6 protein-coding genes and 4 pseudogenes are annotated in these 14,062 nt (G+C 35.4%); 4 read left to right on the top strand and 6 right to left on the bottom strand.

Annotated elements, in window-relative coordinates:
* Positions 1–583: 583 nt before the first annotated feature.
* Both QWZ06_RS17115 and QWZ06_RS17110 read right to left on the bottom strand, forming a co-directional pair.
* Positions 584–1,746: pseudogene (locus QWZ06_RS17115) on the bottom strand (iron-containing alcohol dehydrogenase).
* A gap of 153 nt (positions 1,747–1,899) precedes the next feature.
* The gene (locus tag QWZ06_RS17110) at positions 1,900–2,310 is read right to left on the bottom strand and encodes a winged helix-turn-helix transcriptional regulator (RefSeq protein ID WP_290299859.1); all 411 of its coding nucleotides are present in this window, start codon (positions 2,308–2,310) and stop codon (positions 1,900–1,902) included.
* Positions 2,311–2,410: 100 nt separating this feature from the next.
* On the opposite strand from QWZ06_RS17110, the pseudogene lpdA reads away from it, so the two are divergent.
* Positions 2,411–3,810: pseudogene (lpdA, locus tag QWZ06_RS17105) on the top strand (dihydrolipoyl dehydrogenase).
* A 950-nt stretch (positions 3,811–4,760) separates the two neighbouring features.
* Here lpdA and QWZ06_RS17100 read toward each other — a convergent pair.
* The 3 genes from QWZ06_RS17100 to QWZ06_RS17090 all read right to left on the bottom strand — a co-directional run bounded on the left by QWZ06_RS17100 (position 4,761) and on the right by QWZ06_RS17090 (position 6,635).
* On the bottom strand, positions 4,761–5,366 hold the full coding sequence (locus QWZ06_RS17100; RefSeq protein ID WP_290299858.1) for a hypothetical protein: 606 nt from the start codon (positions 5,364–5,366) through the stop codon (positions 4,761–4,763).
* A gap of 64 nt (positions 5,367–5,430) precedes the next feature.
* Positions 5,431–6,012, bottom strand: a complete 582-nt coding sequence (gene def, locus QWZ06_RS17095) for a peptide deformylase (protein ID WP_290299857.1) — start codon at positions 6,010–6,012, stop codon at positions 5,431–5,433.
* Positions 6,013–6,068: 56 nt separating this feature from the next.
* Positions 6,069–6,635 carry a Crp/Fnr family transcriptional regulator gene (locus QWZ06_RS17090; protein WP_290299855.1) on the bottom strand — a complete coding sequence of 189 codons (567 nt, stop codon included), beginning with the start codon at positions 6,633–6,635 and terminating at the stop codon, positions 6,069–6,071.
* Between the two features lie 435 nt (positions 6,636–7,070).
* Between QWZ06_RS17090 and QWZ06_RS17085 the strand changes: the two are divergent.
* Positions 7,071–9,604 (top strand): annotated as a pseudogene (locus tag QWZ06_RS17085) (phosphoenolpyruvate carboxylase).
* A gap of 151 nt (positions 9,605–9,755) precedes the next feature.
* On the opposite strand, the gene QWZ06_RS17080 reads toward QWZ06_RS17085, so the two are convergent.
* Positions 9,756–11,360, bottom strand: a complete 1,605-nt coding sequence (locus QWZ06_RS17080) for a S8/S53 family peptidase (RefSeq protein ID WP_290299853.1) — start codon at positions 11,358–11,360, stop codon at positions 9,756–9,758.
* 87 nt (positions 11,361–11,447) lie between these two features.
* Between QWZ06_RS17080 and QWZ06_RS17075 the strand changes: the two are divergent.
* Positions 11,448–12,571 (top strand): annotated as a pseudogene (locus QWZ06_RS17075) (DegT/DnrJ/EryC1/StrS family aminotransferase).
* Positions 12,572–13,027: 456 nt separating this feature from the next.
* On the top strand, positions 13,028–14,047 hold the full coding sequence (gene galE, locus QWZ06_RS17070) for a UDP-glucose 4-epimerase GalE (protein WP_290299852.1): 1,020 nt from the start codon (positions 13,028–13,030) through the stop codon (positions 14,045–14,047).
* Positions 14,048–14,062: the final 15 nt, after the last annotated feature.

The following is a 14,062-nucleotide window of genomic DNA, read 5'->3' as shown; positions in this document are numbered from 1 at the left end:
CAGAATAGTAAAGTATCAGTCTGAGTACTTTACTATACTCCTTACAAGAAATGTTTAATGTATTTTTACAGTCAATATTTCATGATTTAGTAAGACTAATATACTGCCATAAAAATTCACCACAAAATGAATCAATAGTTTTTTCGAAAATTGTAGTAGTTCTACGACAAAGCCTACTTCGTTAGAAATCAGTTGTTTTAGGAAAAGTATTTATGAAACAGGTCTTAAAACATGAGTGCAAGCCAATAATTTAATTTCAATCACCCCTTGTATATTGTATGATATTTCGATTGAAGTATACTTCATTACTAAATTGGACAACAATAAGAATCATTCTTTTAGTTAATAATCTAGTTTTGAACCCTTCAAAAGTCTTTACTTAATTACAACTGATCATCTACTGACCACTAAGCCGGAAGAACAATGTTTAATCCTGTTCCGTTGTTTTCTTTTTTAATTTATAATGCATAACGGTTATTCATGAATTTATCAATGTTCAGAATCAACAAGAGCAGGATAAATCCTGCTCTTATTATAAAGTTTATATTCATTTTGGCCAGCCAAAATTGTATTTAGAAATTATTTAGTAGCTCATTTCTACAATTTTGGAAGCATCCTGAGGAGTCAATTTTTTATACTCTCCAAGACCCATCCAGTTTCTTTCTGTAAAAGCTTTTTCTACTCTTTCAGCAGTACCTTTGTAATCTTCTGTATATTCAGAAAGTTTGGTTTTAATATGAAGACTATGGAAGAACTCTTCAAGCTTTTTGATTCCCAGTTCTGCTTTTTCTTCAAGAGATCCTTCTTTAATTCCCCATACTCTTTCAGCATATTGAGCAAGTTTCCCTTTTTTATCTTCGAAGTTATAACGATAGTGAGAAGGAGCGATGATAGCTAGGGTTCTGGCATGGTCAATCCCAAAATAAGCTGTTAATTCATGCCCCATTGCATGCACTGCCCAGTCTGTAATAACCCCTTTCTGAATCAGCCCGTTTAACGCCATTGTACAACACCACATAAAGTTTCCGGCTGCATCGTAGTTGAAATCATCTGCCAATACTTTTGGAGCAGTCTCCTGAAGACTGATCAAGATGCTTTCTGCAATTCTTTCCTGAAGATCTGCAGAAGACGGAGCTGTCATATATTGCTCCAATACATGAGTATAGGCGTCGGTAAGTCCGTTTACAATCTGGTTTTTAGGAATAGATCTGATTACTTCAGGATCTAAAACAGAGAATTGTGGGAAAAGTCCAGGGCCTCCGGAAGATAACTTTTCATTAGTTTCTCTTCTCGAAATTACATATCCTGAATTCATTTCAGAGCCTGTTGCCGGAAGGGTTAAGATACTTCCAAAAGGCATTCCTTCTCCTTCAAAGTTCTTACCTGCTTTCTTAAGATATCCCAAGGTTCGCCATCATAGTTAGCTGCCGCAGAGATAAACTTCGTTCCGTCAATGACAGAACCTCCACCTACAGCAAGAAGATAATTGATTCCATTCTCTTTAATAAAGCTTACTGCTTTGATTAATACTTCGTATTCAGGATTGGCAGGAACTCCGCCGAATTCATATACATCATGATCTTGTAAAGCGTCTTTTACCTGGTCATAAACACCATTGTTTTTGATGCTTCCACCACCATAGATCATTAATATTTTAGCGTCTTTAGGGATTTCATTGGAGATTTTAGCGATTTCGCCTTTTCCAAAAAGTATTTTGGTCGGATTTTTAAATTCGAAATTAAGCATTATTCTAAATTTATTTTATTCAAATTTACGGAATGAAAAGGGAAAAATAAGTTAATGAAATTTTAAAATTACTATGATTAAATTTAATGAAAGCTATCAAAATTTTAGTCTTACGTTTGCCTATCCGTAATGGTTTATCTTATTTAATTGTATTTATTGAACATCATCGGAAAGGTACGCCTTCGCTCTTTTAATAAAATCTTCCTTATCCTTTTTAATATCGTCAAGAAGCTTCTTTCTATCATTCGGAATTGTTAGATATTGATCTCCCCAAAGGTTTATTTCAACAATAATCGGAACCAGATCAATCCCTTTTTTTGTAAGATGGTATAATATCTTTAATTTATTGTCCGGATGGTTCTTCTTATCGATGATGCCGTTTTCCAATAGATTTTGAAGCCTCGTTGCCAGAATATTGGAAGCAATTTTTTCATCCGCTTTCTGAAACTCTCCATAAGTACATTCTTTCTTAAGCATCAGATCACGGATGATTAATAATGACCATTTATCACCCCAGATCTCCAGGGAACAACTGATAGGGCATTCTGATCTTTTTTTACTCATTATTTTAATTTGAAAAATATTACTTGCAAAATGAAAGTGTTTGTCTTAATTTTGCTTTTAATTTGCAAGTAAATTTAACCATAAAAAATTAATAAATCAAATGGAAAATTATGACATCGCTGTAATTGGTTCAGGCCCTGGAGGATATGTTGCTGCTATAAGAAGCGCTCAATTGGGTTATAAAACAGTAATTATTGAGAAATATGAGACATTGGGGGGAACCTGTACCAATGTTGGCTGTATACCCACAAAAGCTTTGCTGGATAGTACCCACCATTATGCAGAAGCCCAGCATAAATTTAAAGAGCATGGCATCATGCTTGATAAGTTAGAACTTGATTTTACCCAGATGTACAAAAGAAAATCGGAAGTAATCGGTAAGAATACCAACGGACTCGATTTTCTGATGAGTAAGAACAACATTACTCGTTTGAGAGGTACAGCTGGTTTTATCAATAACACTACCATTAAAGTTGTTCACGAAGCAGAATCTAAAGAGATTACTGCCAAAAACTATATTATTGCAACCGGTTCGAAACCATCAACTATTCCAGGGGTAGAAATTGATAAAAAGAGAATTATCACTTCTACTGAGGCCTTATCTTTAAAAAATAAACCTGCCTCTATGATCATCATTGGCGGGGGAGTGATTGGGGTAGAAATGGCCTCCATTTTTAACAGGATCGGAACCAAGATCACTATTCTTGAATATGCAGATCATCTGATCGCTGCCATGGATCATGAATTAGGAAAAAATCTACAGAAAATCCTTAAAAAAGAAGGTGTTGAAGTTCGTTTGGGGCAATCTGTGTACAAAACGGAAAGTTCAGAGTCTGAAGCCAAGGTCTTCTTTAAAGATAAAAACGGGACAGAAAATGAATTGGCAGCAGATTATATTCTTGTTGCTGTGGGAAGAAGCCCTTATACAAAAGGATTAGGGCTGGAAAATACTGACGTACAGTTGGATCATCGCGGATTTATTACAGTGGGTGAAAACAATCAGACATCTGTTCTACTATCTATGCAATTGGAGATGTAATTGGAGGAGCAATGCTTGCCCATAAAGCGGAAGAAGAAGGCGTTTTAGTAGCAGAATCAATTAATGGGCAAAAACATCATATCCATTACGATCGTATTCCATCTGTTGTGTATACCTGGCCCGAAGTAGCATCTGTTGGATATACAGAAGAATATCTTAAAAAGAATAATATAGCATATAATGTCGGGAAATTTCCGTTTTCGGCGAGTGCAAGGGCAAGGGCTGCTATGGATATGGATGGGTTTGCAAAAGTGTTGGTAGATCCAAAATATGGTGAAGTTCTTGGAGTTCATATTATTGGGGCAAGAGCTGCTGACCTAATTGCACAGGGTGTTATTGCGCAGGAATATGAGGTGACAGCAGAAGATATGTATCGTATTTCTTATGCGCATCCAACGTATTCCGAAGCATTGAAAGAAGCTTATCTTATAGCTTCTGGACAAGGAGCTGTTAATATTTGATCCTGACTACTTTAAATCGCCACGGATGCACGAATAAAATAATTAGTGAATTCGTGGCAAAAGTGTGTTCTGTGTAACTCTTGCCGAGGATCTTTGATTCTCTTGCGTCTTATAATATGGATCTTACTTAAGACCCTTGCGCCCTCGCGTTTTCCAACAAAATGAATATGAAGAAAGGGAATGTTAATAAACGCAAAGGCGCTATTTTTTTTCCTTTGACACAGCTTTAAGGCGCTAGGATTTTATCTGCGATAAAATAGTATACTGCTAAATAATCGCCCCGGATGCACGAATAAAATAATTAGTGAATTCGTGGCAAAAAGTGTGTTCTGTGTAACTCTTGCCGAGGATCTTTGATTCTCTTGCGCCTTACAATATGCATCTTACTTAAGACCCTTGCGCCCTTGCGTTTTCCAACAAAATGAATATGAAGAAAGGGAATGTTAATAAACGCAAAGGCGCTATTTTTTTTCTTTCACACTGCTTTAAGGCACTAGGAAATAGTATACTGCTAAATAATCGCCACGGATACACGAATAAAATGATTAGTGAATTCGTGGCAAAAAGTGTGTTCTGTGTAACTCTTGCCGAGGGTCTTTGATTCTCTTTCGTCTTATAATATGGATCTTATCTTACTTAAGACCTTTGCGCCCTCGCGTTTTCCAACAAAATAAACATGAAGAAAAGGTGAATGTTGGTAAACGCAAAGGCGCTATTTTTTTTCCTTTGACACTGCTTTAAGGCGCTAGGATTTTATCTGCGATAAAATAGTATACTGCTAAATAATCGCCACGGATGCACGAATAATTATTATTTATGTATAAGAGTCTATGTCTCCTTTAGTTTGTAAACTTAATTTCTTTTTGCAAACTAAAGGGCAAATAGATTTTTTTGGAACTTAAAAAACTTAATTTAAGATAAATCCTCGTGCCTTTATGTATCTGGACAAATTATAAAGTAGTACAATCCTCATTTTTAGAATAGATTCCATTACTTTTGGCTGTGAGTTTCCCGGTTTTTCTGTTTATTTTAATTAAAAAAGATTCTTTAACTACCGGACATCCTTTAGCTTGTAATGCATACAAAGAAATAGAATGATCATCAATTTTATAGGATCCTGTAAAGCGGTTTTGAGTATCGATGGAGTATCCATAAGTGTGAGCCAGTAAAATAGCTTCCGGAAGATTGTCAACTGTTCCTATAAAATTCCTTAGTTGCTCTTCAGTGAAAAAATAAACAGGTCTGTCTTTTTTACATGCAACGATGTACGAAAAGCAACTATTTCCAATGCATTTCTGGAAAAATCCCTTTTCAGGAGCAGGTTCGTTAATTGTCATGTAAAGAGGAGCCTGGCTTTCATAAATGATAGCTTTATCTGGATCGCTGTCATTGGTCAAGACCCTCCAGTAATCATATTCTTTGCTAGGAATGATGAATGGATAAAGATATTCAGTAGTATCCAGAATATTGGGGATTTTCTTATAATCATCCGGAACCGTGATTTGGGCAGAAAGCAGATTGGAAAAGATCAGAGAAAGGGTGATGATTATTTTCATAAAGAAACGTGTTTTCAGGACAAATTTACAAAATTTACTGATGCTTCTTAATGCTTTGGGTAGATTATAAAAACTTCATAGGATATCCTGTTTTGATATTTCCATTAATGATCTTTTTCAATTTGGATTCAATCATTTTTTTGGTCAGCGGTTTCAAGTGATCAATATATAAAACACCTTGCGTATGGTCATACTCATGCTGTATGATTCTTGCCGTTAATCCGGTAAATGTTTTGGTTTGTTTGATAAAATTCTGATTAAGATATTCAATAGTAATTTCCCATGGTCTTTCGACTTTTTGAGCCAGGCCGGGAATGCTTAGACAGCCTTCATAGTCTTCCCAGGTAGGTTCAGAAGTATCAATAATCCTAGCATTGATAAAAGTCTCCCTTATCCCTTTATCATTTTTTTCAAAATAAAGAAGCTGCCCTTCAGTATCAAGATTTTCAAAAGTAACCTGACTGTCTACAATAAAAAGCTGTAAAGGATTATTGATCTGGGACGAAGAAAGTCCGCATCCGTTAGAGTTTTCCATGGTTTCCCACATATTGGAAATGAGATCCTGGATTTCCTGGCTGTTTTTGTTAATCTGTACACATTTTTGTTTTAAAATGTGGTTTCCATAGGCAACAATAGGTAAATTCATTGAAATGATTTTCTGCAAAGTTCAGCAGAAAAGGAAAAATATACAATGAACCTATGTTAATTAATCTGTCTGCGGATTCTGCTTAAAGCCTGTGGAGTAATTCCGATATAAGAAGCAATATATTTTAGAGGAACACGCAGCAACAATTCAGGCTGTTCCGTGAATAATTTTAGATAACGTTCTTTGGCAGTAAGCTTCAATAGAGAAAGTTCTCTTTTGCTTTTGGCCAGAAATAGCTTTTCAGAAGCAAAACGTCCCAAATGATTTCCCACATTCGTTTGGTTATATATTTTCTGTAAGTCATTGTAAGAAATCTGCCATACAACAGTTTCACCTAATGCTTGCATCTCATATTCAGAAGGTGTTTGGGTAAGAAAAGAATCATAGGCACAAGTGAACTCCTTTTCAAAACTGAAACTAAAGGTATAGCCATGTTCATCATCAGGAATATAAAACCTTACCAATCCGGATTCGATAAAAGACAGAAAGTTTTCTGTATCGCCTTGCTGAGTCATGATCTCATTTTTAGCATACACCTTTCTATGGAAATATCCTGCGATAAATTCCCATTCGGACTCCTGTAGCTTGACGATTTGTTCGTAATATTCCCTAATGTAACCCATATTCAACAATTTTTAATACAACAGATAAAGTTGCCTATAAGAATTAATTAAAGTTCAAAGTTACGAAATGTTGAACAGAAGATTTTATGGCATACTTAGCTTTTTCAAGGTAAATAAGCTGTAATTACTGTCATTATTTTTAATTTTCGGTTTCCAATAAAATTTTTAAATAAGATTTAAAATGATAGTATAATGCCACCCCGGAATAAGATTTTTTGATTTGGAGAAATTGTAAATAGGAAAAAAGAAACTTAGGAAAGAATCTGTGAAGGTCATAAAGAATCATTATGACCTTTTTCATCTTTTTAAAGTAGTTTTATGATGACATTCAGTAATACTACAACTAAAATTAACTTCCTGCTTCATTCTTCCAGCTCCATAATTTTTTGTCATTTGTCAATCTAACTAATTCCAAAATCACTTACATTTGTTACTATGAGACACGACCAACGCGCAGAAAAATTCAGGCAGATCGTGGAAAATAAATTCCAGATCTACAATTCATTATTTATGAGCCTGCCTTATGATAAAATGACCAATATCGGGATGTTGCTTCCCTTTCTTTATGAGGAAAGCAAAACCGGCTATGATGCAGGAAAAACTCCCGAAGAAATTGTTGAAGAGTTTTTTAAAAACCATACCGATCTTCAGACCGAGGAGCAGAAACTTGAACTGCTTTTTAAGATCATTCAATATATAGAAAGGCAAGTGGTTTTATTCGACAGTATCGAGGATGCCGCTTTTCCAAATCTGCATTCTGAGAGTGATAGTGGAACCGTGACTAATCTTTTTGAACGTTCATTTCAGGATCATAAAATTGAAAAGGTACGTGAAAAATTAAAGGATTTCAGTGTGAAAGTTGTATTTACAGCACACCCAACTCAGTTTTATCCAAGTTCAGTGCAGAGAATTATTCAGGATCTTAGAGGAGCCATTACCAGTGATTCCGTTACGCAGATTGATACGCTTTTACAACAATTAGGAAAAACTCCTTTTGTGAACAAAGAAAAACCTACCCCTATTGACGAAGCTTTGAGTATTATTTCCTATCTGAGATATGTGTATTATGATACGATTGGTGAGTTGTTTACGAAAATTAAAAAGACTTTCGGGAACGGACATTTTCATTTGCATGAGGATATTATTCAGCTTGGCTTCTGGCCGGGAGGAGATCGTGATGGAAATCCTTTTGTAACAGCCGATGTAACTAAAAGAGTGGCAGAAGAACTGCGCTCCGCAATTTTGAAGTCTTATTACAGTCATTTGAAGTTTATCAGAAGGAGGCTAAGCTTTAGAGGCGTTTCTGAGGTATTGACGGCATTAAGCGAAGAGCTATATATAGCTATTTTTAATGGAAAAACAATTACTTCAGAAGATATTTTAAAGAAAACTGATGAGGCTGAAAAAATATTGATCAATGAACACAACTCTTTGTTCTTAGATCTTTTAGCTAATTTCAGAGATCGTGTGAAGATTTTCGGAACTCACTTTGCAACTTTAGATATTCGCCAGGACAGTAGAATTCATCAAAAAGTAATCGATGAAGTCTTTGCTAAAGTATATGGGAATGAAGAAGCAGATTATGAACAGAAATTCAATAAGCTGATTCAAATGTCAAACTCTGTAAATGCTGATGATTTTGAAGATATTGTAAAGATACTTTATTAACCGTATCTCAGGTTACTGAAATTCAGAATCTGAATGGATTGAGAGGAATGAACCGTTATATTATTTCCAATTCTGATGCAGTGAAAGATGTAATGAATGTTTACGCATTCTTTAAGGTCTGTGGCTATCAGGATGAGGAGATCAATATGGATATTGTACCGCTTTTTGAAACAATGGAAGGTCTTGATAATGCAGAACACGTGATGAATGAGCTGTACCAGAATCCTGTCTACAAAAAGCACCTTGAAAGAAGAGGAAATCAACAGACAATTATGCTTGGATTCTCTGATGGAACTAAGGATGGTGGATACTTAAAAGCGAATTGGGAAATTTATAAGGCTAAAGAGGTGCTTACGAAACTTTCAGAGCAAAATAATATCAAAGTGGTATTTTTTGACGGTAGAGGCGGACCACCAGCAAGAGGTGGTGGAAAGACCCACGATTTCTACGCTTCCCAGGGAAAAACAATTGCCAATAATAAAATCGAGCTAACGATTCAGGGGCAAACCATCACTAGTATTTTCGGAAATAAAGAACAGGCAAAGTATAATTTTGAACAGCTTCTAACAGCTGGAGTAGAAAATGATGTATTCAAAAATGCTAAAAAAGATCTTACAGAAAAAGAAAGAGCATTGATCATCGAACTTGCGAATATCAGTTACCAGAAGTATTCAGACCTGAAAGCACATCCCATGTTTGTTCCTTATCTTCAGGAGATGAGTACATTGGAATACTACGGAAAAACCAATATCGGAAGCCGCCCATCCAAAAGAGGTGGCGGAAGTGAGCTGAGGTTTGAAGACTTAAGAGCGATCCCATTTGTAGGATCGTGGTCACAATTAAAACAGAATGTTCCCGGGTTTTTTGGTTTTGGATATGCGATGCAGCAGATGAAAGAGCAGGGAAGGTTTGAAGAGGTTAGAGAATTATATAAAGGATCAGATTTCTTTAAAACATTGGTTTTGAATTCAATGATGAGTATGAATAAATCTTATTTCCCACTGACATATTATATTAAAAGCAATCCTAAATTCGGAGCTTTCTGGAACATCCTGTTCAATGAATATGAGCTTTCAAGAGATATTATGTTGGAGCTTACAGGTTTCAAAATGCTTCAGGAAGAAGACCCGCTTTCCAGAAAATCTGTAAAAATCCGTGAGAAAATCGTTCTTCCGTTGTTGAGTATTCAGCAATATGCTTTGATGAAAATCCAGAAAGGAGAAGGGAATAAAGAAGCCTATGAAAAGCTGGTGACAAGATCATTGTTCGGAAATATTAATGCAAGCAGGAATTCGGCTTAGAAAGAATGAACAATAAGCTTACTATTCTTATTGTTGATTTCTATTTTAGGATGAGTCAGGATAAACAAATGTGAGATTTAAATTTGAGTTATCCCAAAAACTAAGTTTGTGAATTAAAAATGGCCGTTTCATTTGAAACGGCCGTTTTTAATTATTCTTTTATAAATTTCTCATAGTAAACTTTGTCTTCTGAGAGGATTTTAAGATAATAAACTCCTTTTGCAAAGTCATCAACTTTTACTGATTTTTCATGGTTTACTTTTCTGATCAATCTTCCCAGATTGTCATAAATTTCCAACGAATTGATGTCATTTTCTGACGCAATGTTCAAGATATTTTTAACAGGATTCGGAAACAAGACGAATTTTTGTTTTTGTACAACTTCAGAAGTATTTAACACACTGTTGTAAAGACTTCCAAAGTTAAGAATACCATATCCCATCTGGTCTGTATGGTTAGGATACAGTGAGGCTGTCTGTCTTAGTTTTGCTTTAAGCTGATCTCTGTTCATGGTAGGAAATGCCTGAATAAGACAGGCTACACCTCCTGCAGCAATGGGAGTAGCAAGGGAAGTTCCGTTAGTACTATAGGTTGTATCACCTAAAACGGTTGCTGTAGCCGTTCCGCGTGTACTTCCATCGGGTTTAACCACACCAAGTGAATTGGGGCCATAAGATGAAAATACAGAAGAACTTCCTGCAGAATCTACAGCACCAATAGTAAATACTTTAGAATTGTCTGCTGGAGTGAGCAAGTAATGCCAAGGTTTATCCCCTGAATTTCCCGAGGCAACAAGAACGAAAATCCCTTTCTCTGTGGCAATTCCAGCTCCTCTTGTAATAAAGGAGGTATTCCCGTTCATATCAGCAAACGTGTAACTATATTGTGGGTTATCGAAAACATTATACCCAAGAGATGTGGTGATAATTTCTACTCCTTTTCTATCTGCTTCTTCAGCAGCTTCTATCCAATAGAGTTCTTCTTCAGGAATTTCTGCCGTTGTATTTTCACTACAGTAGAGATAAAAATCAGCATCAGGAGCTGAACCTGTAAATACATTTTCCAAATAGCCACCCATAACACCTAAAACAGTTGTACCATGTGCATTCAGAGAAGAGTTGTAGATGTCCGTGGATTTGTTGACAAAGTTATATCCCCCTTTTATTTTGTTATTGTTTCTTAATCTTAGAAATGCAGCTCCGGTATTTACAGTGGGAAATCCAGTATCAATAACGGCGATGGAAATCCCTGTTCCTGTATATCCGGCAAGATGAAGGGGTCTTATATTGCTTTGGTCTATCTGCGCCGTGCCTGAACCATATTCAAAAGTTGTAAGCGTTTTTTGTGCATTGGTTGGCTTATTCCACTTATTAACGGGTGACGACTTTACAATGGTTGCTCCGTTTTTGGCAAAACTTTCGACAGAAAGTACAAAAGGCTGTGTTTTCAAAAGGGCAATTTGTGGAGCCGTAGCATTTACGGCAGCACCATTAAGCCACTTAGAATAATCCGTAACAGTAAATCCTAGATTTTGAAGATTTTGGATGTAAGACTGTTCTATAGGAGCGTCCTGATCATTAAGCGATACACCTAATGTTGTGCGTCTGTCAAGGGATTTTTGACTAAGTTCAGAAAGAGGATTAGCAAAAAAAGCAGCTTTATTAGGCTTATCCTTAAAATACACAAAAACAAGCTGAGTTTGTGCGCTGGTATAAGAGTAACCTGCTAGGAAACAAAAGAGTAAAATTTTTTTCATATAAATTTTTGTATAAAGATAAAAACAAAATCAATAAAATTTTTGAAAGGATTTTAAAATCCTTATTTTTACAGAAATAATTTATTTATGAAAAAAATTCAGATGGTTGACTTGCAAAGTCAGTATTACAAAATAAAGAATGATGTAGACAATGCAGTTTTAAATGTAATGGATTCCGCGGCTTTTATCAACGGTCCTGAAGTGAAGTCTTTCCAGAATGAATTGGAGTCTTATTTAGATGTAAACATGTTATTCCATGTGCTAATGGAACTGATGCATTACAGATTGCCCTTATGGCGCTGGATTTGAAGGAAGGGGATGAAATAATTACTGCAGATTTTACCTTTGCAGCTACAGTAGAAGTGATTCATCTGCTTAAATTAAAGTCTGTTTTGGTAGATGTTGATTATGATACATTTACGATTTCAACAGAAGCTTTAAGAAAGGCTATTACACCAAAAACAAAGGCAATTATTCCTGTACATTTATTCGGACAGTGTGCGAATATGGAAGAAATCCTGAAAATTGCTGAAGAGCACAACTTATTCGTAATTGAAGACAATGCACAAGCAATTGGTGCAGAATATACTTTCTCTGACGGAACCTCAAAATATGCCGGAACAATGGCAACAGTAGGAACAACCTCTTTCTTCCCATCCAAAAACCTTGGATGTTATGGTGACGGAGGAGCTATTTTCACCAATAATGATGAGCTGGCACACCGTTTAAGAGGGATTGTAAACCACGGGATGTACGAAAGATACTATCATGATGAGGTAGGTGTGAATTCTCGTTTAGACAGTATTCAGGCTGCTGTTTTAAGAAAAAAATTACCTCACTTGGATTCCTATAACGAGGCAAGAAGAAAAGCGGCTGATTATTATGACGAGGCATTTGCGGGAAATGAAAATATTTTAACACCGAAAAGATCTGAAAGTTCTACTCATGTATTCCACCAATATACATTGAGAATCCTGAACGGTAAGAGAAATGATCTTCAGAAGTTCCTTACAGAAAAGGAAATTCCGGCAATGATCTACTATCCGGTAGCACTAAGAAAGCAAAAAGCATATTTCCAGGAAAGCAATGCTGCTGACTTTGTGAATACAGATAAACTTTTGGATCAGGTAATCTCTTTACCAATGCATACGGAATTAGACGAAGAACAGTTGAAGTATATCACCGATGCTGTCCTTGAGTTTATGGGATAAAAAAGCATGAAGGAATTTTTTCTGAAAGGTAAAAAGTATAAATTCTTTTTAGGATTTCATCTTTTTATTACCGGGATTTATTCACTTTATTTAATAAATACAGTGACATCCTATAATTCCTCGTCTTACACTGAATACTATAAAGAGAGTATTTTTGAAAATATTCTGAAATACTCTTTTTACATCATAGTGAATTTAATTGCAGGGATAGTCATTTTTTGCAAATTAAAATATACAAAGACCATTCTCAATTTTTTTGCAGTATTGATCTTTATTTTAGTTTGCTTTGCGAATTATACCTTAATTAAAAGTTACATTAACAATTCATATTACAACTTTGTAATTATTTTTAATACATTAGTTACGGGTTTTATTCTTTTTTATATCTACTATCTAAACTATAGAGAAATAGAAAAAAATGAAATAGAAAATATAGGAAAACACGAAGATTAAAAAATGGCAATACTTGTTACCGGAGGACTTGGATATATTGGTTCTCACACTGTAGTGGAACTTCTTAATAATAACTTTGATGTTGTTATTGTAGATGATTTATCCAATTCGGAGAGGTTTATTTTAAAAAATATTGAGGAAATTACAGGTAAAAAACCTGTTTTTTATCCTTTTGACCTGAAGCGTAAAGAACTTCTTTCCCAGGTTTTTGATGCACATAAAATTGATGGCTGTATAAATTTTGCAGCTTTCAAAGCTGTAGGAGAGAGCCAGGAAAAGCCTGTGGATTATTATGAAAACAATTTGTTTTCCTTAATTAATATTCTTCAGGAATTTAAAGAAAGAGAAATTTCAAACTTTATTTTCAGTTCATCATGTACGGTGTACGGACAGGCAGATGTGATGCCGATTGATGAAAATACACCCTTGAAAATGCCTGAAAGCGTTTACGGGAAAACCAAGCAAATGGGAGAAGAAATTCTAATCGATTTTGCAAAGGCATATAACAGAAAAATATCATTGTTGAGATATTTTAATCCTATTGGAGCACATCCATCTGCAAAACTGGGAGAATTACCAATTGGTGTTCCCAATAACCTTGTCCCTTACGTAATGCAAACAGCTGCAGGAATTCGTGAAAAACTGAGTATTTGGGGCAATGATTATCCGACAGAGGATGGAACTGCGGTTCGTGATTATATCTATATTGTTGATCTGGCTAAGGCTCACGTAGCGGCTTTGAAAAAATTAATAGAAGACCAATCCGGAGAAGTAGTAGTAGATACCTATAATCTGGGAACAGGAAAAGGATCATCTGTTTTAGACGTTGTAAAGGCTTTTGAAGATGCAAATGGAGTACATGTTCCTTATCAGATCTGTGACAGAAGAGAAGGAGATATTACCATTGCTTATACAGATCCCTCTAAAGCAGAGAAAGAACTTAGCTGGAAATCTGAAACATCATTGGAGGAAGCTCTAAAGACAGTTTGGGAATGGCAAAAATATATCAAATCGAGAGATTAAAATCATAAAATACAA

It is taken from the genome of Chryseobacterium tructae (assembly GCF_030409875.1).
GTDB lineage: Bacteria > Bacteroidota > Bacteroidia > Flavobacteriales > Weeksellaceae > Chryseobacterium > Chryseobacterium tructae.
This window is presented reverse-complemented; position numbering and strand designations above follow the sequence as displayed.

Excerpts from the sequence above, each read along its gene's own strand:
- QWZ06_RS17080 (WP_290299853.1), bottom strand. The coding sequence starts at position 11,360 with ATGAAAAAAATTTTACTCTTTTGTTTCCTAGCAGGTTACTCTTATACC.
- QWZ06_RS17100 (WP_290299858.1), bottom strand. The coding sequence starts at position 5,366 with ATGAAAATAATCATCACCCTTTCTCTGATCTTTTCCAATCTGCTTTCT.
- QWZ06_RS17090 (WP_290299855.1), bottom strand. The coding sequence starts at position 6,635 with ATGGGTTACATTAGGGAATATTACGAACAAATCGTCAAGCTACAGGAG.
- def (WP_290299857.1), bottom strand. The coding sequence starts at position 6,012 with ATGAATTTACCTATTGTTGCCTATGGAAACCACATTTTAAAACAAAAA.
- QWZ06_RS17110 (WP_290299859.1), bottom strand. The coding sequence starts at position 2,310 with ATGAGTAAAAAAAGATCAGAATGCCCTATCAGTTGTTCCCTGGAGATC.
- galE (WP_290299852.1), top strand. The coding sequence starts at position 13,028 with ATGGCAATACTTGTTACCGGAGGACTTGGATATATTGGTTCTCACACT.